Source organism: Sphingomonas sp. (assembly GCF_036731925.1).
GTDB lineage: Bacteria > Pseudomonadota > Alphaproteobacteria > Sphingomonadales > Sphingomonadaceae > Sphingomonas.
Genome location: NZ_DAINDJ010000002.1, coordinates 303,500 through 323,861, shown reverse-complemented (window position 1 = coordinate 323,861; position 20,362 = coordinate 303,500). Strand labels below are relative to the sequence as shown.

The following is a 20,362-nucleotide window of genomic DNA, read 5'->3' as shown; positions in this document are numbered from 1 at the left end:
TGCCTAGTGACCATTTTTCGAAGGACGGTCCGGTGGACATCTCCTCTTACGTGCTCCTGAGCCAGGAGCAGGCGCTGCGGCGCCGGATGGACGTGGTGGCGAACAACATCGCCAACATGAATACGGTGGGGTTCAAGCGCGAGCAGCCGGTGTTCCGCGAATATGTGGAGCAGACCGACAGCGCGGTGAAGCCGGCCGAGAAAACCTCGTTCGTGCTCGATTACGGCGCGGTCCACGATGCCGCGAACGGCGCGTTCCAGCCGACCGGCAACCCGCTCGACGTGATGATCGACGGGCCGGGCTATCTGGCGGTGCAGGCCGGCGACGGCACCACCGCCTATACGCGTGCGGGCTATGTGAAGGTGCTGGAAAGCGGCGAACTTGCCACGGCCGGCGGCCAGGTGATCCTGGGAGAAGGCGGCAAGCCTATCAAGATCCCGACCGAGGAAGCGGGCAAGGTCAACGTCCAGGCGGACGGCACGGTGATGGGCGAGAACGGCCCGCTCGGCCGCATCGCGGTGACGGTGTTCAATGACGAGGCGGTGGTGGATCCGCGCGGCAACGGCATGTTCACCGCCACCGGCGGCCGCGAACTGCCGGCCAGCGCCACCAAGCTGGTGAGCGGCGGCGTCGAGGGATCGAACGTCAACGCGATCGTCGAGACGACCGACATGATCCAGATCCTGCGCGCCTATCAGACCAGCCAGAGCATCTCCAACTCCATGTCCGACATGCGCAAGAGCGCCATCGACAAGCTCGGCCGCGTCAGCTGAATTTCACGAAGGGATAGATTCCATGCGTACGCTTTCCATCGCCGCGACCGGCATGCTGGCCCAGCAGACCAATGTCGACGTGATCTCGAACAACATCGCCAACATGAACACGACCGCGTTCAAGAAGCAGCGCGCCGAGTTCCAGGACCTGCTGTACCAGCAGGTCTCGCGTCCGGGTTCCGCCACCGGCGGCGACACCAAGGTGCCGGCCGGCATCCAGATCGGCTCGGGCGTGAAGACCGGTGGCGTTTACCGCATCAACGAGCAGGGCGTGATGACCCAGACCGGCAACCCCTATGACATGGCGGTGCAGGGCAAGGGCTATTTCCAGGTGACGATGCCGGACGGCACCACCGCCTACACCCGTGACGGCTCGTTCCAGATTTCCGACCAGGGCGAACTGGTGACGCAGGACGGCTACCCGGTGCAGCCGGGCATCACGGTTCCGCAGGGGGCGCTCGACGTCAACATCTCGAAGACCGGCCTGGTCGAGGTGACCGTCGCCGGCAACACCCAGCCGCAGCAGCTCGGCCAGCTCCAGCTCGCCACCTTCATGAACGAGAGCGGCCTGGAAGCGAAGGGCGGCAACCTGTTCCTCGAAACCGCCGCCTCGGGCCAGCCGACCGTCGGTTCGCCGGGCGACACCGGCATCGGCACGCTGACCCAGGGCTTCATCGAAGCCTCGAACGTCAATCCGGTGTCCGAGATCACCTCGCTCATCACCGCGCAGCGCGCCTATGAAATGAACAGCCGTGTCGTGAAGACCGCCGACGAGATGCTGGCGACGACCAGCCAGCTGCGCTGATGTCCGCGCTGCTGGGCCTGTTGCTGCGCGTGGCGGTACCTGCCGAGGACGTGCCGGTGGCGGTGGTCCAGCAGCCGGTCGCGCGCGGCGAACGGATCGAGATGGGCGACCTCTCGATCGAAACCCGCCCCGAGGCGAGCGCGCGTGGCGCGCTCCGCCCGGAAGAAGCCGTCGGCATGGACGCATCGCGGGCGCTGACGCCCGGCACGCTGCTCCGCCGCGGCGACGTGATGAAGCCGCAGCTGGTCAAGCGCGGCGAACCGGTCACGGCCAGGATCGTGTCCGGTGCGATGGTGATCACCGCCGCCGGCCGCGCGCTGGGCAGCGGTGCCCAGGGCGATCCGGTGCGGATCGTCGTCAACGCCACCAACCGCACGCTCGACGGGATCGTCGACGGCAGCGGCACGGTGCGGATCTCCACTCCCTGAGGGACAAGTACATGCGTAGGATCATTCTCGCGCTGGCGCTGGGCGCCACGCTCTCGGGCTGCGGTGCGGTCGGCCGGTTGAAGACGGTGGGCAAGGCGCCGAAGCTGACGACGATGGAGCCGGTGGATTCGCCGGATCTCGAGCCGTCGCTCGCCTCGCCGCTGGATCGCTCGAACCGCGCCCGTCCGGCACAGCCGGCGAATGCGCCGACCGCGTCGCTGTTCCGCACCGGGGCAGGGGCCTTCTTCCGCGATCAGCGTGCCGGCAGGGTGGGCGACATCCTCACGATCAAGATCGCGATCGCCGACAAGGCAGACATCGGCAACAACACCTCGCGCACCCGCGGCGGCTCGGAAACGAGCGGCATCGCCGGCCTGCTGGGGCTGCAGAAGCCGATTCAGAAGCTGACCGGCAGCGATCCCTCGAAGCTGGTCGATACCAGCTCCGGCTCCAAATATGCGGGCGGCGGCACCACCGTGCGATCGGAAACGATCAACATGACGATGGCCGCCATCGTGACCCAGGTACTGCCCAACGGCAACCTGATGATCCGCGGTCGCCAGGAAGTGCGGGTGAACTTCGAGATGCGCGAGCTGATCGTCACCGGGATCATCCGGCCCGAGGACATCGCCCGCGACAATTCGATCCAGCACAGCCAGATTGCCGAGGCGCGTGTCATCTATGGCGGCAAGGGCCAGCTGACCGACGCGCAGCAAGCGCGCTGGGGACAGCAGATCTACGACGCGCTTTTCCCGTTCTGACGCCGAACAGCAGGCTACCGCCCCAGAAAGGGCTCGCCGGACATCCCGGCGGGCCCTTTTCGCATTTACCGGATATTTATCTTAATCTTGCGGTAACCATCAAAATTTTCAGGACAATTTTGGCCGGCCTGATTTTCTTCCCACAATGATCGTGCAGGGTGTTTCGCCCAGTCGCGGGTCGGCGGTTCCGACCCAGGTCGCAGAAGCGACTCTATATCCAAGAAGGAAAGTATCATGGCATTTTCGGTTAACACGAACGTCGGCGCGATGGCGGCTCTCCAGAGCCTGACTTCGACCCAGAAGGACCTGGCCACCACCCAGAGCCGCATCAACACCGGCATGGCGGTGTCCTCGACCAAGGATGACTCGGCACAGTACACGATCGCTCAGGGCCTCCGCGGCGACCTGGGTGGCCTGAAGGCGGTTTCGTCGTCGCTCAGCCGCGCGAAGAGCGTGACCGACGTCGCCGTTGCCGGTGCCGAGCAGATCTCCGACATCGTCAACCAGATGAAGGCGAAGGCCACGCAGGCGGCTGACGCTGGTATCGACACCGCGACCCGTGACGCCCTGAACAAGGACTTCACCGCGCTGCGCGACCAGATCAGCACGATCGTCAACGCTTCGGACTTCAACGGCACGAACCTGCTCAAGGCTTCGGGTGGTCAGGTGACCGCGCTGCAGTCGCTGCAGGACTCGGACACGAGCTCGCCCACCACCTGGAACCCGGATTCGCTCAGCGTGGCGAACCAGGGTCTGGACCTCGGCGGTACGACGATCACCATTGCTTCGACCGGTAACATCAGCTCGCAGGCCAATGCGCAGGCGATGGTCGACACCCTGACGACCACGCAGAGCAACCTGAAGACCACGCTCAGCACGCTCGGCGCCGCTTCGCGCAAGATCGACGCGCAGTCGGCCTTCACCAGCAAGCTGTCGGACGTGATCGAAGGCGGCATCGGCAACCTCGTCGACGCCGACCTGGCGAAGGAATCGGCTCGACTGCAGGCTCTGCAGGTCAAGCAGCAGCTCGGTGTTCAGGCTCTGTCGATCGCCAACCAGGCGCCGCAGACGATCACTTCGCTGTTCCGCTAATAGCCCGAGGCCCCAACCCTGGGGGGCCGAAGGCTTGCGGGGGCCGGGATGGTACGCCATCCCGGCCCCCTTTTTTTGCCCGCGTTCATCGCGGGTAATATGGTTTCCGCTTCTATAATGATGGGAAACTGGGAGGTCGGCGTTGTTTCCGAGGATTCGTGAAATCACCGATGCCTTTGGCGGACGCCTGCGCGTCAGCGTCGAAGAGCATCCCTCGGGCGCGCTGGTCGTGGTCGAGCGTCCCGATCTGGGGGGGCGCCCGCGCATCCTGCTGGACGGGTACGGCGTGGACGTGCTGGCCGGCTATATCATGTCGGCCCGGCTGTCGGTTCCGCAGGGCCTGCCGGACGAGCATGTCGACGGCATGTTCGCCACCCGCTTCCGCCTCGAGCTGGACCCCAGTGCGGCGCTGGTACTCAGCCAGGAAGGCGCTGCCGGGCTCGAGATTGCTGCTCCCTTCTGGGATCGCCTCTATGCCGAGCTGTGCATTGTCGCAGCCCATGCCCGCGAACTGACCCGGCGGGCCGAAGCCCGCGTGCACTGACGGCGGCGCTGGCGCGCCGGCGCGGTGCGCCCCCGCGCGTCCCGCGCGTCCTGCGCGTCCTGCGCGTCCTGCGTGCCCTTCGTGGGCGCCCCCAGCACCAGGCGGTCGCGTGCCGCCCGCACCTTCAGCATCGATCGAGAGAGCCCGGACGGGGCGCTGCGTCCTGTGCAATCAGGGCCGCAGCAGCGCCGCTGCGCGTGCAGGCGACGAAGCGCCGCCGGCTGCCGCGCGCGTGCGGCACTGTGGGTGAGGGCGGGGCCGGTCTCGTGCAGGGTCGGCTTCGCCGAACCGCGATCCCGACGCGGCGACGCCACGCACGTGCAGGCCGCCAGGAGCTAGCAGAACGCTTGCTATGCAGGGTGTTTTGGGCCGCGAGGCTGTGCCGGAGGCGCTGATGCGCAACGGCGCAAATGCGAGCGGCAGGCCAGTTGGGGGGAACTGACCTGCCGCCATGCCGAGCAGGGGGGTGCTCGGCAAATTGGGAAGCGCGAGGATCGTGAGGGGATCGGAACGTCCTCGCTGCTTCTGATTTCGTTATATCGCAAATTTGGTCGTCAGAGAAACGAAACCCGCACTATCGAGGTACAGGATTTGTACTTAGGGGCCGTTCCATAAGCGCCGACATCAACTGCGATAATTATTTTGCGATGCGCAAGATCATGCTGGTCGGGTATTGGGCGCCGTTCACCGATACCACGGGTGCACCATTTAGCATCTGCACGTCGGTAACCTTGCCGATCGCCTTCGCCGTCGTGGTGATCTTGGCGCCTGCATCGGTCGTGCCGCTCAGCGTTAGCTGATACAGACCATCGGTATACTTGGCGCCCGAGCTGGTTGTCCCGTCCCAGCTGAACTGGCCGGACGTGCCCTTCACGTCCAGGTTGAACGTGTCGACCTTGGTGCCCTTTGCGTCCGTCACCGTCGCGGTAAGCTTGGTGATCGCGTTAGGCGCGCTCCATTCCCACTGCGCGGGCGCGATTGCGCTCAGGCCCGACTTGTCGGAATCCAGCTGCACCGGCTGGCCGATCATGGACGAGCTGGTCGTCAGCGAGGTCATGTTCAGGCCCGACAGGATCGAATTGAGCGTCTTGTTCTGGGTGATCGACTGTTCGACCTGCGAATACTGGACGAGCTGCTGCGTATATTGCGCGCTGTCCATCGGGTTCATCGGATCCTGGTTCTGCATCTGGGTGGTCAGCAGCTTCAGGAACAGGTTGTAATCGGCCGTGAGCTTGGAGCTGGCAGCGTCGGCGGCGCCCTGTGCCGTGGTCTGGGCGGTGGCGGAAGAGACGAGGGTCATGCGCTACTCCTGAGCGTTAGGCGATGAGATCGACCTGCCCGTCGCCGCGGATGGGGCGGTAGGCTGCGGTCTGGACTTCGGGTTCGTCGCGGAACTGCTGGTTGCCGCCGCGCGACTGCTGCTGGGAACCGGACTGGCCATTGCCGCCGGTGCCCGTGCTGCCGTCGCGGCTTTCAAAGCGGAAGCTGTTCGCATCACTGCGGATGCCGGCCTGGTCCAGCGCGCGCCCAAGGTCGGGCGCGTCCTGGCGGAGCAGGTCGAGCGTATGCTGGCTTTCGGCACGCATCGTTGCCTGTACGCGGCCCTTGTCGTCGAACGCCAGCGTCACCTCGACCCGGCCGAGTTCCGCCGGGTTCAGGCGCACGCGCAGGGTATCCTCGCCGGCGTCGACCTTGCGGGCGATCTCGACGCCGAGGTTGCGGCCCAGTTCGCCCGGGCGCGCGTTGACGACGGGCTCTGCCGCCGCCGCTGCGGCGGCGCCCGGCGCGGCGGCGGTGAAGGGCGCGGGAGCGCCGGCCACGGCCATCGCTCCGCCCGCATGCGTGTCCGCCGCGGCGAGCTGCTGGCCGAAGGCGGGCTGGCCGTTATCGCCCGTGCCGCCGCCATCGGTGGCGCCGCCATGGGCATGGCTGCCGATGGCACGCGCGAGGTCTGCCATCTTGTCGTTGGTGGTCTGCGCCGGCGCAGCGTCGTTCCCGCCGGGCGCGTCGGTCTTGGCGTAGCGCGGCGCCGCGACGCCGCTGGTCTTGTTCTGCGCGACCGCCTGGGGCGTTGCGGGCTGCGCGACAGGCTGCTGCGGCTGCGGCTGCGGCTGCGCAATCGCGACAGCGATCGGCTGCACGGGCGCCGCGGCGGCTTCCGGGGCGGGCAGTGGCGCGCCGGCAGGATCGAGGTCCGCTTCCTTGGCGTTGGCGCCCCGCAAGGGCTTTGCCGCGGTCTTGACCGGCAGCCCCGGCTGGATCTGCTCGGCGGCTTCCGGTGGAAGCGCGACGGCGGGCTCCAGTGCGGCGGCGAGCGCGTCGGTCCCCGACGACGCCGGCGCGGGCTTCGCGCTGGTCGGCTTGGGCTGTACGGGCGTGGTGCCGGGTTCCGGCGGCAGCGTATCCGCTGCAGCGGGGGCATCGGCGGTCTTGCCCTGGGCGCCGGCCAGGGCCTTGGCTACGGCATCCGCAAGCGGGTTGCCGCCGGTGGCCACCGGCTGAGTCATTGCGCCCGGCGCCGAAGTGGCGAGCAGCTGCGCCATCGCCACCTGCGGCCGGTCGCCGGGCAGCGCGCCACCGGGAGCGCCGGTGCCGGGCAGCAGCGGGGCGTTGGTCTGGGCGGTCAGCAGCGCGGCGCCGAGATCCGGCATGCCGAGCGCGACCGGGCCCTGTGCGGCGTCACCCGCCACCGTGCCGAGCAAGCCGGCAAAGCCGGTGCCGGCGGCGGCCTCCGCGTTGCCCCCCTGTGCAGTGGGGGTGGGCAAGGGGAAGCCGATGTTCGTGACGTTCATGCAGTCGCCTCGTGCGTACGGCCGGAAAGAGGCCGTTCCAAACCATTATAGGACAATCCCGGATCTGATCGCTCCGGGTCAGCCAATTACCCCGAGCGCGCGGATGCGGGCGCGGGCGTGAATTTCGTTCTGCGACAGCACCACGGTCGCCGGGCGAACGCGCTCGATGATCGAGCGGACGAACGGTCGGATGGATGGGCTGGTGAGAAGGCAGGGGATCTCGCCGTCCTGCGCCAGCCGGTCATAGGTCTCGCGCACGGCCCCGATGAACTGCTGGAGCGCGGAGGGTGCCATCGCCAGCTGCCGGTCGTCGCCTGCGCCGAGGATGCTGTCGGCGAATGCCTGGTCCCAGTCTGCCGAGAGGGTGACCACCGGGATCGCATCGCCGCGCGCCTGCGATGCGCTGATCTGGCGGGCGAGGCGGCTGCGGACATGCTCGGTGATGGTGGTGAGATTGTTCGAGAGCGGCGCGGACTCGGCGATGCCTTCGAGAATCGTCGGGATGTCGCGGATCGAGATGCCCTCGGCGAGCAGGTTCTGGAGGATGCGCTGGACGCTCGACACCGATACCTTGGAGGGGATGATGTCCGCCACCAGCTTTTCCGATTCCTTGTGGACTTCGGTGAGCAGCTTCTGCGTCTCGGTATAGGAGAGCAGGTCGGCGATATTGTCCTTCACCAGCTCGGTCAGGTGCGTGGCGATGATCGTGCCGCAATCCACCACGGTCAGGCCGCGGAAGCCGGCCTCGTCGCGCAGCTCGCGATCGATCCACAGCGCGGGCAGGCCGAACACCGGTTCCTTGGTCGGCTCGCCCGGCAGGCCGACGGGGCCGCCGCCCGGGTTGATCAGCAGCAGCTTCTCCAGCCGGATGTCGCCGCGCGCGGCCTCGGTCTCCTTGATCGAGATGACGTACTCGTTGGGCTTGAGGCCCATATTGTCGATGATCCGCACCGACGGCAGCACGAAGCCGTACTCGGTCGCCATCTGGCGGCGGAGTGCGCGGACCTGATCGTCGAGCCGCGGTTCGCGGGTATCGTCGTTGATCATCGGGAGCAGCGCATAGCCGATCTCGATGCGCACCGCGTCGATCGCCAGCGTCTCGGAGATCGGCTGCTCGACGGCCTGCGACTGGGCCACCTCCTGCGCCGCCTGGATGCGCTGTCGCGCGGCCTTGGCGGTGGAGCGGCGCGACATCTCCCAGGCGGCCCAGCCCGACAGCGCCGAGAAGGCGGCGAACGGGATGAAGGGCAGGCCGGGCATCAGCGCCAGCGCTCCCATCAGGAACGACACCATGCCGAACGCCTTGGGGTAGCGCCCGAGCTGGTCGCCCAGCGCCGCGCCGGTCTTGCCGGCGACGCCACCCTTGGAGACGAGCAGGCCCGCCGCGGTCGACACGATCAGCGCCGGGATCTGGCTGACCAGGCCGTCGCCGGCGGTCAGCACGGTATAGGTGCGGAATGCCTCGCCGATCGGCACACCGTGCGAGATGACGCCGATGCCCAGGCCGACGACGATGTTGATGGCGGTGATCAGCAGGCCGGCGACAGCGTCGCCCTTCACGAACTTCGAGGCACCGTCCATCGCGCCGTAGAAGCCGCTTTCGGCCTCCACTTCGGCGCGGCGGGCCTTGGCCTGTTCCTCGTTGATCATGCCGGCGGAGAGGTCGGCGTCGATCGCCATCTGCTTGCCGGGCATGGAGTCGAGGCTGAAGCGCGCGGCGACTTCGGCAATACGGCCGGCGCCCTTGGTGATGACGACGAAGTTGATCACCACCAGGATCATGAAGATGGTGAGACCGATGATGGTCTCGCCGCCCATCAGGAACTCGCCAAAGGCACCGATCACGCCGCCCGCGGCGTCCGGACCTTCATGGCCATGGCCAAGGATCAGGCGGGTCGAGGCGAGATTGAGGCCCAGCCGCAGCATCGTCGCGATCAGCAGGATCGTCGGGAAGGCGCTGAGCTCCAGCGGCTTCTCGATGAACAGCGCCGTCATCAGGATCATCACCGAGACGGTGATCGACAAGGCCAGGCCCATGTCGAGCATCCAGCCCGGCATCGGCAGGATGAGCATCGCGATGATCGCGATCACGCCACCGGCGAGCGCCATGTCGCGGTTGGCGCCGATGCGGTCGAGGAACTTCAGGACGGCGGGAGGCATGGGCTGCTACCGGGAATAGAGGTCAGGGCGCCGGCGAGACGGCGATGCCGGCTTCGATGAAGCTGCGCAGCTTGTTGCGCATCGTCCGCACCGAGATACCGAGGATGTTCGAAGCCGAAGTGCGGTTGCCGTGGCAGCGCTCGAGCGTCTGCAGGATCAGCTCGCGCTCCACCTCTTCGACCGTGCGGCCGACAAGGCTGTTGATGTCCAAGGGGTTCGCCTCTGCATTGAGCTCGGCAAGCGGCGTGCCGTCGGCGCGCACCAGGTCGCCCGGCACGATCGCGGCGCCGCGGCCGAGCAGGATGGCGCGGTGCACCGTCTCGTCCAGCTCGCGGATGTTCCCCGGCCAGGCATAGCGCTGGAGCAGCGCCAGCGCTTCGTCGGTGAAGGCGCGCGGCGGCAGGCCGTCGACTTCGGCGTGGCGCTTGGCGAAATAGCGGGCAAGCGCGAGGATGTCCTCGCCGCGGGCACGCAAGGGCGGCACTTCGACGCGCACCAGCCCCAGCCGCACCATCAGGTCAGCGCGAAACGTGCCGCTGTCGACCAGTGCGTCCAGGTTGAGGCTCGAGGTGGCGATCAGGCGGCCGTGGAACGGGATCACCTCGTTGCCGGCGAGGCGGCGGAACTGCTGCTTCTGGAGGACGTCGTGCAGCTTCGCCTGCAGCGCGGGCGACAGCATGCCGACCTCGCGGAGCAGGACGGTGCCGTGGCCGGCCTTTTCCAGCCTTCCGATGCGCCGGGCGACGGCGCCGGGGAAGGCGCCGGCCTCGTGGCCGAACAGTTCGGATTCGAGCACGTCGGGTGCGACGCCGGCGCACTCCGCGACCAGCATCGGCTGCGGACGGCCCGAGGCATCGTGCACTGCACGCGCCATCATTTCCTTGCCGCTGCCCTTCTCGCCGGTGATCAGCACCGGGGCCGCGCTGGGGGCGACGCCGGCGGCGAGGGAGAGCGCGCGCGCAAGCGCAGGATGGCCGCCGATCCAGGCGGGTGCCTTGCGCTCGACCACCGAAGCGATGGCGGCGGCAATCAGCTCGCGCTGCGGGGGGAGGGGAACGTAATCGCGGGCGCCGGCGCGGATCGCCGCCACCGCGCGCTCGGCGGGCGCGTCGATGCCGCAGGCCAGCACGGCGATGGTGAAGCGTTCGGCGCGGATGCTCGCCATGAAGCCCGTGATGTCGGCCTCCACGTCGATCATCACGAGGTCGGCACCGCCCTGACGCAGCTCGACCAGCCCGTCGTCGGGCGTGTCGGCCATTGCCACTTCGGCGCCGGCGCTGCGCGCCAGCTCCGCGGCAAGGCGGAACTCGCTGCCCGGCGCGCCGATCAGGAGCATGCGGATCGGGTTTGCCATCAGCGATCGGGCCGCACGATTTCGGTGAGCGTCACGCCCAGCGCGTTATCGATGAGGACGACTTCGCCGCGCGCAATCAGGCGATCGTTGACGAAGATGTCGACAGGTTCGCCGACCCGGCGGTCGAGTTCGAGCACGGTGCCCGAGCTAAGCGCGAGCAGATCGCCGATCGGCATCCGCGCGCGGCCGAGCACTGCCTGCACCTTGACCGGCACGTCGTGCACCGCTTCCAGGCCGGCGCTGGCGCCATGGGCCTCGGGCGTGCTGCCCGGCAATTCGAAATCTTCGAAGTCCGGAACGGAAGCCGGCTGGGGCTCGGGGCCGTCCGACGGGATGATGTCGTGGGGATCGATCGTCATCTGCTAAAATCCTATGCGTTCATCCACTGGCGGATCACCGAGGCGGCCTCGGGCGGGCTGGCCGCGATGGCCGAACCGATCCGCTTCAGGGCGGAGAGCTTGATCCGCCCATCCACCTGGGCGAGGGCGATTTCCTGGTCGAGCAGCGCCGTTTCGGAGGCTTGCATCTGCTCGAGCTGTTCCAGCGCTTCGGGGTCGCCGTCCGCGGCGCGGGCGGTGAGCAGGCGCATCTCATCGGACTGCTGCTGCGCCTCGAGCTGGGTCATCTCGGGCTCGATTGGCACCGGCTCGGGCTTGGGCTTGAGCATGCGCAGGGCGAGCAGGCCGACGCCGGCGATCAGCGCGAGCTGCAGGAAGGTCCAGATGCGGTCCATCGGCAGCTTGGAGAAGAAGCTCTCCTTGGCATCGTCCACCGGCACCGCCGAGAAGGGCATGCTCTCGACCACGACGCTGTCGCCGCGCTGGGTGTCGATGCCGACGGCGTTCTCCACCAGCCGCTGCAAGCGCTGGATCTGGTCCGCCGGCAGGCCCTTCGGACCGCCATCGACCATTACCGCGACGGTAAGGCGGGTGACCTTGCCCGGCGCGCGCAGCGTGACCGTCTTGGTCGAGCTGTTCGAATAGGTGGTATCTTCCGACGTCTGGTTGCTGGCGGACTGGCGCGAGCTGCCCGGGGCACCCGGATTGGCCTTGGCGTCGGGCATCTGGTTGGCGACCGAGGCGGTCTGCGGACCGGCATCGGTTTCCTTGTTCTGGTCGCCGGTCTCGACGCTCACCTGGCGCGCCACGACCTGCTTGTCGGGATCGAAGATGTTCGATTCCTCGCGGGTCTGGTCGCGGTCGATCTGGGCCGAGACTTCGGCGCGGACCTTGCCTTCGCCGACGATCGGCTGGAGCAGAGCCTCGATCTCGTCGCGCAGCTTGCCTTCCACGGCCTGCTGGCGCTCGTCGGCATCGGCAGCACCCGCCGTGTCCGGATCACCCGCGCGGGCGAGCAGCGCGCCGGTCTGGTCGACGACCGAGACGGCGTCGGGCGAAAGCTCGGGGACCGAGGAGGAGACGAGGTAGCGGATCGACGCGATCTGCTCCGAACCCATATGCCCCTTGGTCTTCACCGTGACGGCGGCGGTCGCCTTGCGGCTCTCGTTCGCGAACATCGCGCGTTCCGGCATCACGATGTGGACGCGGGCGGCGGTGACGTTCTGGATCGTCTGGATCGACTTGGCGAGCTCGCCCTCGATCGCGCGCGTCTCGTTCATCTTGGCGCGGCTGGCGGAAACGCCGAACGGCTGTTCCTCGTCCAGCACCTCATAGCCGATCTTGCCGCCCAGCTTCTCGCTGGCCATGCTCATCCGCAGTTCGGCGAGCTTGTCCTCCGGCGCCATGATCGCGGTGCCGTCGGCAGAAAGCGTGTAGGGCACGTTCTGTGCCTTCAACTTCTCGGTGATCGTCGAGGCCGCGGCCGGATCGAGATCCGTGTAGAGATAGCCCATGTTGGACTTGGAGCTGCTCATCGCCACGAAGGTCAGCGCCACCAGCAAGGCGACCGCCACACCGCCCATCATCGCGAGCCGCTTGGTGCCGAGTTGCGTCACCAGATTCTTGATCGCTTCCAAAGCCGCCCCATGCAGTAGCTACGGGGCGCGGAATGCCCCTTGTTACTGGACTTATAGGAAGGGCACGGAACGGCAGTTTCTGCCGGGTGGGAATTTTTTGCCTTGCAGTCGATCGGGACGGGCATTCTCCCCCCGATCGTGGTTGCGCCAACTGGCGGGAGCCGCCAAGGCAATTAGAGGGTCGGCGCCTAAAGGAGATCGAATACCCGTGAACCGACGCCATTTTGCCGCCGGCGTGGCGACGCTGGTGCTCGCCTCCGGGCGGGCTGCCGCCGCGTCGGGCACGGCGGGCGCGGTGAGCATCACCTATGATGACGGGCTGCCTTCGCATCTCGACGTGGCCGTGCCGGCGCTTGAGCGGCGGGGGCTGCGGGGCACGTTCTACGTGACGCTGGAAAACATCGCTCGGCGCACCGATGAATGGGCCAGGCTGCCGGGGCGGGGGCATGAACTCGGTGCGCACACCGTGCACCATCCCTGCAATATCAGCCCCTTCGATGCGCGAAGTTTTGCAGATCGCGAGTTTCGGCCGCTCGAGACTTGGCTCGATGCAGTGGCGGGGCCAGGCAGGGCGCGCGACTTCGCCTATCCATGCGACGTGACAAATCTGGGCGCGGGCCCGCCCGACGTCCAGCGCGGGCGGTACGAGGCGATGCTGCGCGGGCTGAAGATGGAGAGCGCGCGGAACAGCGAAGGGCCGCCCAATCCTCCGGCATGGGTGCGCCGCCACCCCTATCGCCTGCAGGCGCTGGCGATAGGCTATGACGCGCAGCCGCTCGACGTGTTCAACTATCTGCAGCGGGCGCGCGTCGAAGGGCGCTGGGCGATCCTGGTGTTCCACCAGGTCGGGAGCGGGCCGGAGAGCGACGGTGCCGTCACGGCAGTGCAGCATGACGCGCTGCTCGACATGGTGGTGGCGAGCGGCCTTGCCGCCCGCACCGTCGGCGCGCAGATGCTGCGTCTTGCATCGGAAGACGGGCCCCGAGCGGCTGCTCCCCGCCGATCAGACCTTGGCGGCGGCTAGATCCTCCAGGGTGCGCGGTTCGTGCATCGGGCATCCGTTGAACTTGCCGCGATACTCTGCCGAGAACTGGTACGGTTCCTTCCGCGCGCGATTGACTCCGCCCAGCGGCTGGTGCGCGGCAAGGCCGTGCCACGGGGCGAAGGACAGCCGATCCTCGGTCCGCTCGCTTTCGCCGTAAATCCAGCCGGCTTGCGGTGGCACGTGCAGCGTCGCGACGGTGCGGTAGGGGCTTTCCGCCTCGTCCCAGGCGACGGAGGCGTCCTCCACCGGCATTTTCTCGAGATCGGTGCACAGCTGCACCCGCAGCTCCCAGGTTCCGCCCTGTTCGGTGAGCAGCGCGTTCACCGCCTCGCGAATTGCATCCGGACGGCCGGTGGCGTTGATCGTCTCGTCGGCGAAGTCCCGGATGCCGGACACCGGCACCAGCTGGAACTTGGCGATGAAGTCGCCATAGCGATAGGGCGTCTGGCTGTAATAGGTGGCGCCGAGCGGGTGCACTGGCCTGGCGCCGCCCAGGCTGCTCAGCAGCGCGGACTTGCCGCCGACCGCCTCGATCGCTGCCTCGAAGCTGCGCAGCACGGCGGAAAGCAGCTTCTTCGCGCCTTCAGCCTTGTCCGTCGTGCCGGCGAGCAGCTTGAGATTGCCCAGGAACTTCTTGGCGTCGGGCGCGGCGAAGGCCGGTGCATTGACCATCACGAAGTCCTGCGTCGTATCGCCTTCGCTGCCGGGAAGGCGAGCGCCCTCGACGCCGAGGATTTTCAGCGCAGCGCCGCGGGGCAGGCGGATCGAGTCATCAAGAATGTCGCCGGCGTTGGTGGAGAAGCGCAGGATCGCCGCATGGCTGCCCGGGGTTGCGAACAGTCCCTGCGCCAGTTCCGGCGGCAAGCCCTCCGCAATGGTGAGCGTGCCCCGCGCGAGGCCATGGCCCTTGGCGTGGACCGAGCGGACGGCATGCTGGTAATCCTCGGACGTCGTGTCGAGGATCTTCCGGAACTGCGCCTTCAGGCCGGCGACCGTCTCGGCTTCGTCGGGCTGCGGCTGTTCGACGGATGGCGAATAGCGGACGGGCTGCGGCATGGAGGATTCCCTTCGAGATTGCGAAGGGGTTCAACCATCGGCCGGTTGTGCCGTTCCGTGGCGGGTGCTCAGTGCAGCAACAGGCTTTCCAGCTCGGCCGCGACCGCATCGCGCCGCTGCTGTGCGTTGAGGGCAAGCCCGCCTTCGTCCCAGTTGATCAGCGCATCGCCCATCGCCAGCGTCGCGTCAGGGGCGACGGTGAGGCTCAGCTTGCGGCGATCCCTGGACTGGCGATCGGCGATCTTGGCCTCGATGTCGTCTACCAGATCGGGGTGGACGCGCACCTGCAGCTCCGTGCCGCGCGCAACCTGGCCGAGCACCCGGCCGATCGCCGCGTCGATCGCGTCGCCGGGCGCCCGCTCGATCGCACGCGCGGCGATATGGTCGGCGGCGGCGAGCGCCACTTCGGTCGCCTCGCTGGTTACCCGCTCGGCGATTTCGGTGAACTGCGCGTCGATCACTTCGATGCCGGCGTGCAGCGCGTCGACTGCGCTCAGCAGCGCCACTTCCCGCTCGGAGCGCGCCTGGGCGAGACCGGCCTCGTAGCCCTCGGCGCGCGCCTGGGCGATCACCGCTTCCTGATCGGCCTTGAGCAGCGCGATTTCGGCGCGCAGCGCGGCAAGCTCGATCAGCGCGTCCTCGTTGACCAGCTTCTTGTCCGGCACGGGGGCCGAAAATACGCGGTCGAAGGCGAAACGTTCGACATGGATGCTCATGCTGCCATGCTCCTCAGATAATCATCGCGTCGTCGGACTTGGGATCGACCAGCAGGATCTCGCCGCGATCGGCAAGGTCCTTGGCCAGGCGAACCAGGCTCGACTGCGCTTCTTCGCAATCGCGGGCACGCACCGGCCCCATGCCGGCCATGTCCTCGCGCATCAGCTTGGCGGCGCGCTCGGTCATCGCGTTGAAGAACATCTGCTTCAGCTGATCCGGTGCACCCTTCAGCGCCAGCGCCATCTCGCGCTTGTCCGCATTGCGGACGATCGACGCGATCGCCGGCGGCAGCAGGTTGGCGAGATCCTCGAAGGTGAACATCAGCGCGCGGATGCGCTCGGCGCTTTCCGGCGCCTTGGCGTCGAGCGCGGTGAGCATCGCTTCCTCGGTCGAGCGGTCGAGCGAGTTGAACAGTTCGGCCATGCTCTCGTGTGGATCGCGCTTCTGCGAGCGGGAGAGGTTGGTCATGAACTCGGTCTTCAGCGTCTGCTCGACCTGGTTGATGACTTCCTTCTGCACCGTGTCCATCCGCAGCATGCGCATGATCACGTCGACCGCGAAGTCGCGGGGCAGCTCGGCCAGCACGCGCGCGGCATGGTCGGCGCGGAGCTTCGACAGGATCACCGCCACGGTCTGCGGATATTCCTGCTTGAGCGCACCGGCCAGCACGGTTTCGGAGACGTTGGACAGCTTGTCCCACATCGTCCGGCCCGAGGGACCACGGATGTCCTCCATGATCTCCTTCACCTTGTCGTTCGGCAGGATGCCGGCGAGCAGGCGTTCGGTGGTCTCGTAGCTGCCGTGGAGCGAGGCCATGCTCGCGACTTCGCCGGTGAACTGGACAAGCAGATATTCGACGACCGAGCTGGGGATGCGGCCCAGTGCCGCGATCGTGGAGGAAAGCTCCTTGATCTCGTCGGTGGAGAGCTGGTCCCAAATCGGCGCGCCATGTTCCTTGCCGAGCGCCAGCATCAGCGCGGCCGCGCGCTGCGGGCCTGAAAATTTCTTCAGTTCGGGCGGTTCACCCACCGTGGCGACAGAAGCCATGCTCATCCCTGCAGAAAATGGTCCGCGCGCACCCGCAAGGCCGCGCTCTCCTCTATTATAGGAATGAATGGGGAAGGGACGGATCGGATCATGGTTAATTTATCGGCAAATCTGATCGGGTTGAGTTTGCTCACCGGGCAGAACTCGTTTGCGACCAGCACCACGCCGACTTTCGAGAGCAAGGCCGTTCGCACGGCCAAGGCGCTGTTCAATACCGCGCCCACCGCGCCGCCCTGGAAGGACAAGGACGGCACCGCCACTTCCTCGCAGCTCACCTCGATCCTGGCCGCGCGCACGCTGATCCAGCCGGTCTCCAGCGACAGCAATGGCGCGCTGCTGCCGGACGACGTGAAGACCAGCTTCACTGCGTTCAAGGCGCTGGACAAGCTGCGCGTGCTGGCCGAGGCCGCCAGTGACAAGACCACCTCCGACGCCCAACGCACCCAATATCAGAAGGCGTTCGCCAAGGGATTGTCGGACCTGCAGAACTATCTGGTCTCTTCTCCCTCTGACAAGATCAACCTTGGCTTCGGCAAGCCGAGCTCGACCGTGAAGACGAGCGACCTTTCCGCGACCAACCCGTATGAGACCGACGGCAAGCCGCTGGTGAAAAAGGCTTCGGATCCGCTGCCCGGGCTGACCGGCAACGAGCAGTTCGTCGTCAACATCAAGCGCGGCAGCCAGTCGCAGAGCTTCACGGTCGATCTCTCGAGCGGGCCGCAGCCCCCGACGATCAATTCGGTTGCGGAAGCGCTTAACGCGCAGATCCGCTCGGTGATCGCCACCAAGACGGACGGCACCGTGCTGACCGACAGCAAGGGCGAGCCGGTCAGCAAGTGGCATGCGCGGTTCCAGCCGGAACTCAAGGACGGCATGTGGCACCTGCAGCTCAATACGTCCGACGGCCTGGAGCAGGTGAGCCTGGACCAGGTGGGCGCCAAGGACTCGCTGGTCGTCACGACGGGGCAGACGCCGCTGGACTCGCCGACTGCAACGCAGGTGTTCCGCCTCAACGATCCCGCTGGTGACAATACCAAGGTCACGATGGGGACGATACAGGCGCTGGACCGGCAGGGGACCGCGCAGAACGTCGTGGCCCGCAAGACGACCAACGTCACCACCGCGGTGGAAGGGCCCGACGGCAAGGTAAAGCTCAACACCACCAAGACCAGCGACGTCTACGCCAGCACCACCGCGGCGGCGAGCGTCACCGACGCGCAGGGCTTCAGCTATGTCGTCGGCACCACCAAGGGCGACCTGGGCGCGAACCTGTCGGATGGGGACGACAATCTGTTCCTCACCAAGATGGACAGCGCCGGCAAGGTGGTGTGGCAGCGCAATCTCGGCGCTTCCGGCTCCGCGACGGGCGCGTCGGTCTCGCTTGCGCCGGACGGCGGCGTGGTCGTCGCCGGCACCGTGACCGGCAGCTTCAACGGCATCACTGCTGATGGCGACATGGCCGTCGCGAAATATGCCGCCAATGGCGACGAGCAATTCTCGACGCTTGTGGTCTCCAAGGACATGGACACCGCCCGCGCCGTGACGGTGGGGGCGGATGGTTCGGTGTTCGTCGCCGGCCGCACCGCGAACAAGGATGGCGGCGACGCGATGATCGCGCGGATCGACACCAGCGGGAAGATCGCCGAGCGTCGCACGATCAACACTGGCGGCAGCGACACCATCAACGGCCTGGCGATGGACAAGGACGGCAATCTGCTCGCCCTCGTCTCCAGCCAGGGTGTGGCGAGCGTGATGAAGCTGCAGGCGAATGCGCTGTCGAACACGCTCGGCAGCTTCAGCCTCGGCACCGCCGATGCGCGAGCGATCGCGGTGGCGGATGACGGTACGATCGGGGTGGGCGGCGCGACCAGTGCCGCGATCGCCGGAACGCAGTCCAACGGGCTCAGCGCCGGCCGCGACGGCTTCGTCACGCGCATCGACGCGAACCTGACCAGTGCGACCACCACCTATGTCGGCACCACCGAAGACGACCAGATCGACAGCATCGCCTTCATGGGCGGCAGCATCTATGCAGGCGGCCGCACCACGGGCGATCTCGGCGCGCCGCGACGCGGGCCGGTCGACGGGTTCGTGACGCGGATCGATGCGAGCACCGGCGCGATCGCCAGCACCACCCAGTTCGGCCAGGTCCAGACCCGCATGGAGCCCGTCCGCGTCGCCGCCGACAAGGGCGGCAGCACGGCATTGTCGGCGCTGGGTTTCAACCGCGGCGTGCTCAACCCGACCGTTTCGGACAAGGTGACCACGCAGACCACGCTGCGGGCCGGCGACTATTTCTCGATCAAGGCGGACAATTACGCCGTCCGCCGCGTGACGATCGAGAAGGACGACACGCTGAAGTCGATCGCCGAGCGCATCCAGAGCATGATCGGTGCGTCCAAGGGCACTGTCAGCGCCACGACGGTCGACGGCGTGCAGTCCCTACGCATTTCGATGAAGCAGGGACACGAACTCGAACTGATCGCCGGCAGCGCAGACACCGATGCCCTTTCCAAGCTCGGCATGGAGCCGCAGCGCATCGCCAACCAGGCCGTCGTGCTGGGCACGCCGCCGAAGGTGAAGCCGGGCGGCAACTACGGCCTCGAACTGTCGGAGTCGCTGAGTCTCGCGTCCATCGACAATGCCAAGGCGGCGCTGGGCAAGATCAACGATGCGATCTCGATGACCCAGACCGCCTACCGCTCTCTATATTGGGATGACAGCAAGGCGACGTTCGTCGACAGCTCCGGCAAGAACAAGTCCGGCAAGAAGAGCGGTTCGACCGCGGTCGAGCAGGCGCAGCTGAAAAACTATCAGGCGGCGCTTTCGCGGCTCTCCGCCGGCACCCCCACAACCATGGGATTCTGATCCATGTCCGACATGCCTACCATCTTCTCCGCGATCCAGATGCGGATGCAGAACCTGTCGCAGCGCCAGCAGGTGATCGCCCAGAACCTCGCGAACAGCGAAACGCCGGGCTACAAGTCGCGCGATGTGTCCGAGCCTAACTTTGGCGATCTGCTGCAGGGCGCAGGCGGCATTAGCATCGCCCGGCCGCGGGTCGAACTGACCGGCACGATGAAGAACCTGGGGGCGGTGCAGCCGGTGGGCAACGGGCTGGTGTTCGACAAGGACGTGACCGAGACCAAGCCGGACGGCAACAACGTCACGCTGGAAGACCAGCTGCTCAAGATGGGCAAGGTGCAGGCCGATTTCAGCGCGATGACCAACATCTACCGCAAGCAGATGGTGCTGCTGAAGACCGCGCTGGGCAAGGCCGGCGGCTGACGCCGGCGCTCTGCGCCACGGGCAACAAAAAGGGCCGCGAGCATGTGCTCGCGGCCCTTTCCGTTTTCACGGCAGAGCGTGCGATCAGGCGATCGCGACGCGCGCGGTGCGGCGACGACGCAGCGCGCCGCCGGCCATGCCGAAGCCCGCGATCATCAGGCCCCAGGCGGCCGGTTCCGGAACCGCGGCGAAGTCCAGCTGCGAGCTGTAGCCGTACTGCGTGTTCTTGCTGTTCTTCATCACCACGGTCAGCACCTGCGGCAGCTTCGACGGGGTCACGTCGAACGCGTAGGGGACGCCCTTGCTGAGGTTGGTCTGGGTGACGCCGCCGAAGGAGAGGCTGATCAGGTCGAGATAGGTCGACGTGATGCTCACGTTCAGCGTACCCGGCGAGTTGAGAACGAGCGCAAACGTCTGGGTAACGGTGGCCTTCTTGCCGACCTTGAGGTCGCTCCAGCCGCCGCTCACCCCGTCGAAGCCGCAAACGGCGAGCTTCGAGTTCGCGCAAATGTAGTCTGCGGCCTG

18 protein-coding genes and 1 pseudogene are annotated in these 20,362 nt (G+C 67.0%); 9 read left to right on the top strand and 10 right to left on the bottom strand.

Going from position 1 to position 20,362, the window contains the following annotated elements:
• The first annotated feature begins 32 nt into the window (after nt 1–32).
• The 6 genes from V7E00_RS11030 (at nt 33) to V7E00_RS11005 (ending at nt 4,403) form a co-directional block, all read left to right on the top strand.
• Nucleotides 33–773 (top strand): flagellar hook-basal body complex protein, encoded by a 741-nt coding sequence (locus V7E00_RS11030; RefSeq protein ID WP_333572699.1) that lies wholly within the window; start codon nt 33–35, stop codon nt 771–773.
• Between the two features lie 22 nt (nt 774–795).
• Nucleotides 796–1,578 carry a flagellar basal-body rod protein FlgG gene (gene flgG, locus V7E00_RS11025; protein WP_066723652.1) on the top strand — a complete coding sequence of 261 codons (783 nt, stop codon included), beginning with the start codon at nt 796–798 and terminating at the stop codon, nt 1,576–1,578.
• On the top strand, nt 1,578–2,006 hold the full coding sequence (gene flgA, locus V7E00_RS11020) for a flagellar basal body P-ring formation chaperone FlgA (protein WP_333572698.1): 429 nt from the start codon (nt 1,578–1,580) through the stop codon (nt 2,004–2,006). The genes flgG and flgA overlap by 1 nt, the downstream gene beginning before the upstream one ends.
• Before the next feature lie 11 nt (nt 2,007–2,017).
• Nucleotides 2,018–2,767 carry a flagellar basal body L-ring protein FlgH gene (gene flgH / locus V7E00_RS11015; RefSeq protein ID WP_333572697.1) on the top strand — a complete coding sequence of 250 codons (750 nt, stop codon included), beginning with the start codon at nt 2,018–2,020 and terminating at the stop codon, nt 2,765–2,767.
• Between the two features lie 234 nt (nt 2,768–3,001).
• Nucleotides 3,002–3,859, top strand: a complete 858-nt coding sequence (locus V7E00_RS11010) for a flagellin (protein WP_333572452.1) — start codon at nt 3,002–3,004, stop codon at nt 3,857–3,859.
• A gap of 142 nt (nt 3,860–4,001) precedes the next feature.
• On the top strand, nt 4,002–4,403 hold the full coding sequence (locus tag V7E00_RS11005; RefSeq protein ID WP_333572696.1) for a hypothetical protein: 402 nt from the start codon (nt 4,002–4,004) through the stop codon (nt 4,401–4,403).
• 637 nt (nt 4,404–5,040) lie between these two features.
• On the opposite strand, the gene V7E00_RS11000 is transcribed toward V7E00_RS11005, so the two are convergent.
• The 6 genes from V7E00_RS11000 to fliF all read right to left on the bottom strand — a co-directional run bounded on the left by V7E00_RS11000 (nt 5,041) and on the right by fliF (nt 12,684).
• Entirely contained in the window at nt 5,041–5,703 is a 663-nt protein-coding gene (locus V7E00_RS11000; protein WP_333572695.1) for a flagellar hook assembly protein FlgD, read from the bottom strand.
• 16 nt (nt 5,704–5,719) lie between these two features.
• Nucleotides 5,720–7,195: a flagellar hook-length control protein FliK gene (locus V7E00_RS10995; RefSeq protein ID WP_333572694.1), complete on the bottom strand. Its 1,476-nt coding sequence runs from the start codon at nt 7,193–7,195 to the stop codon at nt 5,720–5,722.
• 78 nt (nt 7,196–7,273) lie between these two features.
• Entirely contained in the window at nt 7,274–9,355 is a 2,082-nt protein-coding gene (flhA, locus tag V7E00_RS10990) for a flagellar biosynthesis protein FlhA (protein WP_333572693.1), read from the bottom strand.
• A gap of 22 nt (nt 9,356–9,377) precedes the next feature.
• The gene (locus tag V7E00_RS10985; protein WP_333572692.1) at nt 9,378–10,709 is read right to left on the bottom strand and encodes a sigma-54-dependent transcriptional regulator; all 1,332 of its coding nucleotides are present in this window, start codon (nt 10,707–10,709) and stop codon (nt 9,378–9,380) included.
• Complete coding sequence (fliN, locus tag V7E00_RS10980) at nt 10,709–11,068, bottom strand: flagellar motor switch protein FliN (RefSeq protein ID WP_333572691.1); 360 nt, start codon at nt 11,066–11,068, stop codon at nt 10,709–10,711. The genes V7E00_RS10985 and fliN overlap by 1 nt, the downstream gene beginning before the upstream one ends.
• A gap of 11 nt (nt 11,069–11,079) precedes the next feature.
• Nucleotides 11,080–12,684: a flagellar basal-body MS-ring/collar protein FliF gene (fliF, locus tag V7E00_RS10975; protein ID WP_333572690.1), complete on the bottom strand. Its 1,605-nt coding sequence runs from the start codon at nt 12,682–12,684 to the stop codon at nt 11,080–11,082.
• 208 nt (nt 12,685–12,892) lie between these two features.
• Here fliF and V7E00_RS10970 point away from each other — a divergent pair, with 208 nt between their 5' ends.
• Nucleotides 12,893–13,708: a polysaccharide deacetylase family protein gene (locus tag V7E00_RS10970; protein ID WP_333572689.1), complete on the top strand. Its 816-nt coding sequence runs from the start codon at nt 12,893–12,895 to the stop codon at nt 13,706–13,708.
• Here V7E00_RS10970 and V7E00_RS10965 read toward each other — a convergent pair.
• From V7E00_RS10965 to V7E00_RS10955, 3 genes are all read right to left on the bottom strand, one after another.
• Nucleotides 13,688–14,785 (bottom strand): catalase family protein, encoded by a 1,098-nt coding sequence (locus V7E00_RS10965; protein ID WP_333572688.1) that lies wholly within the window; start codon nt 14,783–14,785, stop codon nt 13,688–13,690. The two genes, V7E00_RS10970 and V7E00_RS10965, sit on opposite strands and share 21 nt — an antisense overlap.
• Before the next feature lie 68 nt (nt 14,786–14,853).
• The gene (locus V7E00_RS10960; RefSeq protein ID WP_333572687.1) at nt 14,854–15,501 is read right to left on the bottom strand and encodes a FliH/SctL family protein; all 648 of its coding nucleotides are present in this window, start codon (nt 15,499–15,501) and stop codon (nt 14,854–14,856) included.
• Between the two features lie 13 nt (nt 15,502–15,514).
• On the bottom strand, nt 15,515–16,549 hold the full coding sequence (locus V7E00_RS10955) for a flagellar motor switch protein FliG (RefSeq protein WP_333572686.1): 1,035 nt from the start codon (nt 16,547–16,549) through the stop codon (nt 15,515–15,517).
• Nucleotides 16,550–16,639: 90 nt separating this feature from the next.
• Here V7E00_RS10955 and V7E00_RS10950 point away from each other — a divergent pair, with 90 nt between their 5' ends.
• Together V7E00_RS10950 and V7E00_RS10945 are read left to right on the top strand one after the other, a co-directional pair.
• Complete coding sequence (locus V7E00_RS10950) at nt 16,640–19,417, top strand: hypothetical protein (RefSeq protein WP_333572685.1); 2,778 nt, start codon at nt 16,640–16,642, stop codon at nt 19,415–19,417.
• Between the two features lie 3 nt (nt 19,418–19,420).
• On the top strand, nt 19,421–19,837 hold the full coding sequence (locus tag V7E00_RS10945; protein ID WP_333572684.1) for a flagellar basal body protein: 417 nt from the start codon (nt 19,421–19,423) through the stop codon (nt 19,835–19,837).
• Between the two features lie 84 nt (nt 19,838–19,921).
• Here V7E00_RS10945 and V7E00_RS20090 read toward each other — a convergent pair.
• Nucleotides 19,922–20,035 (bottom strand): annotated as a pseudogene (locus tag V7E00_RS20090) (PEPxxWA-CTERM sorting domain-containing protein); the annotation flags it as partial.
• Between the last annotated feature and the right edge of the window lie 327 nt (nt 20,036–20,362).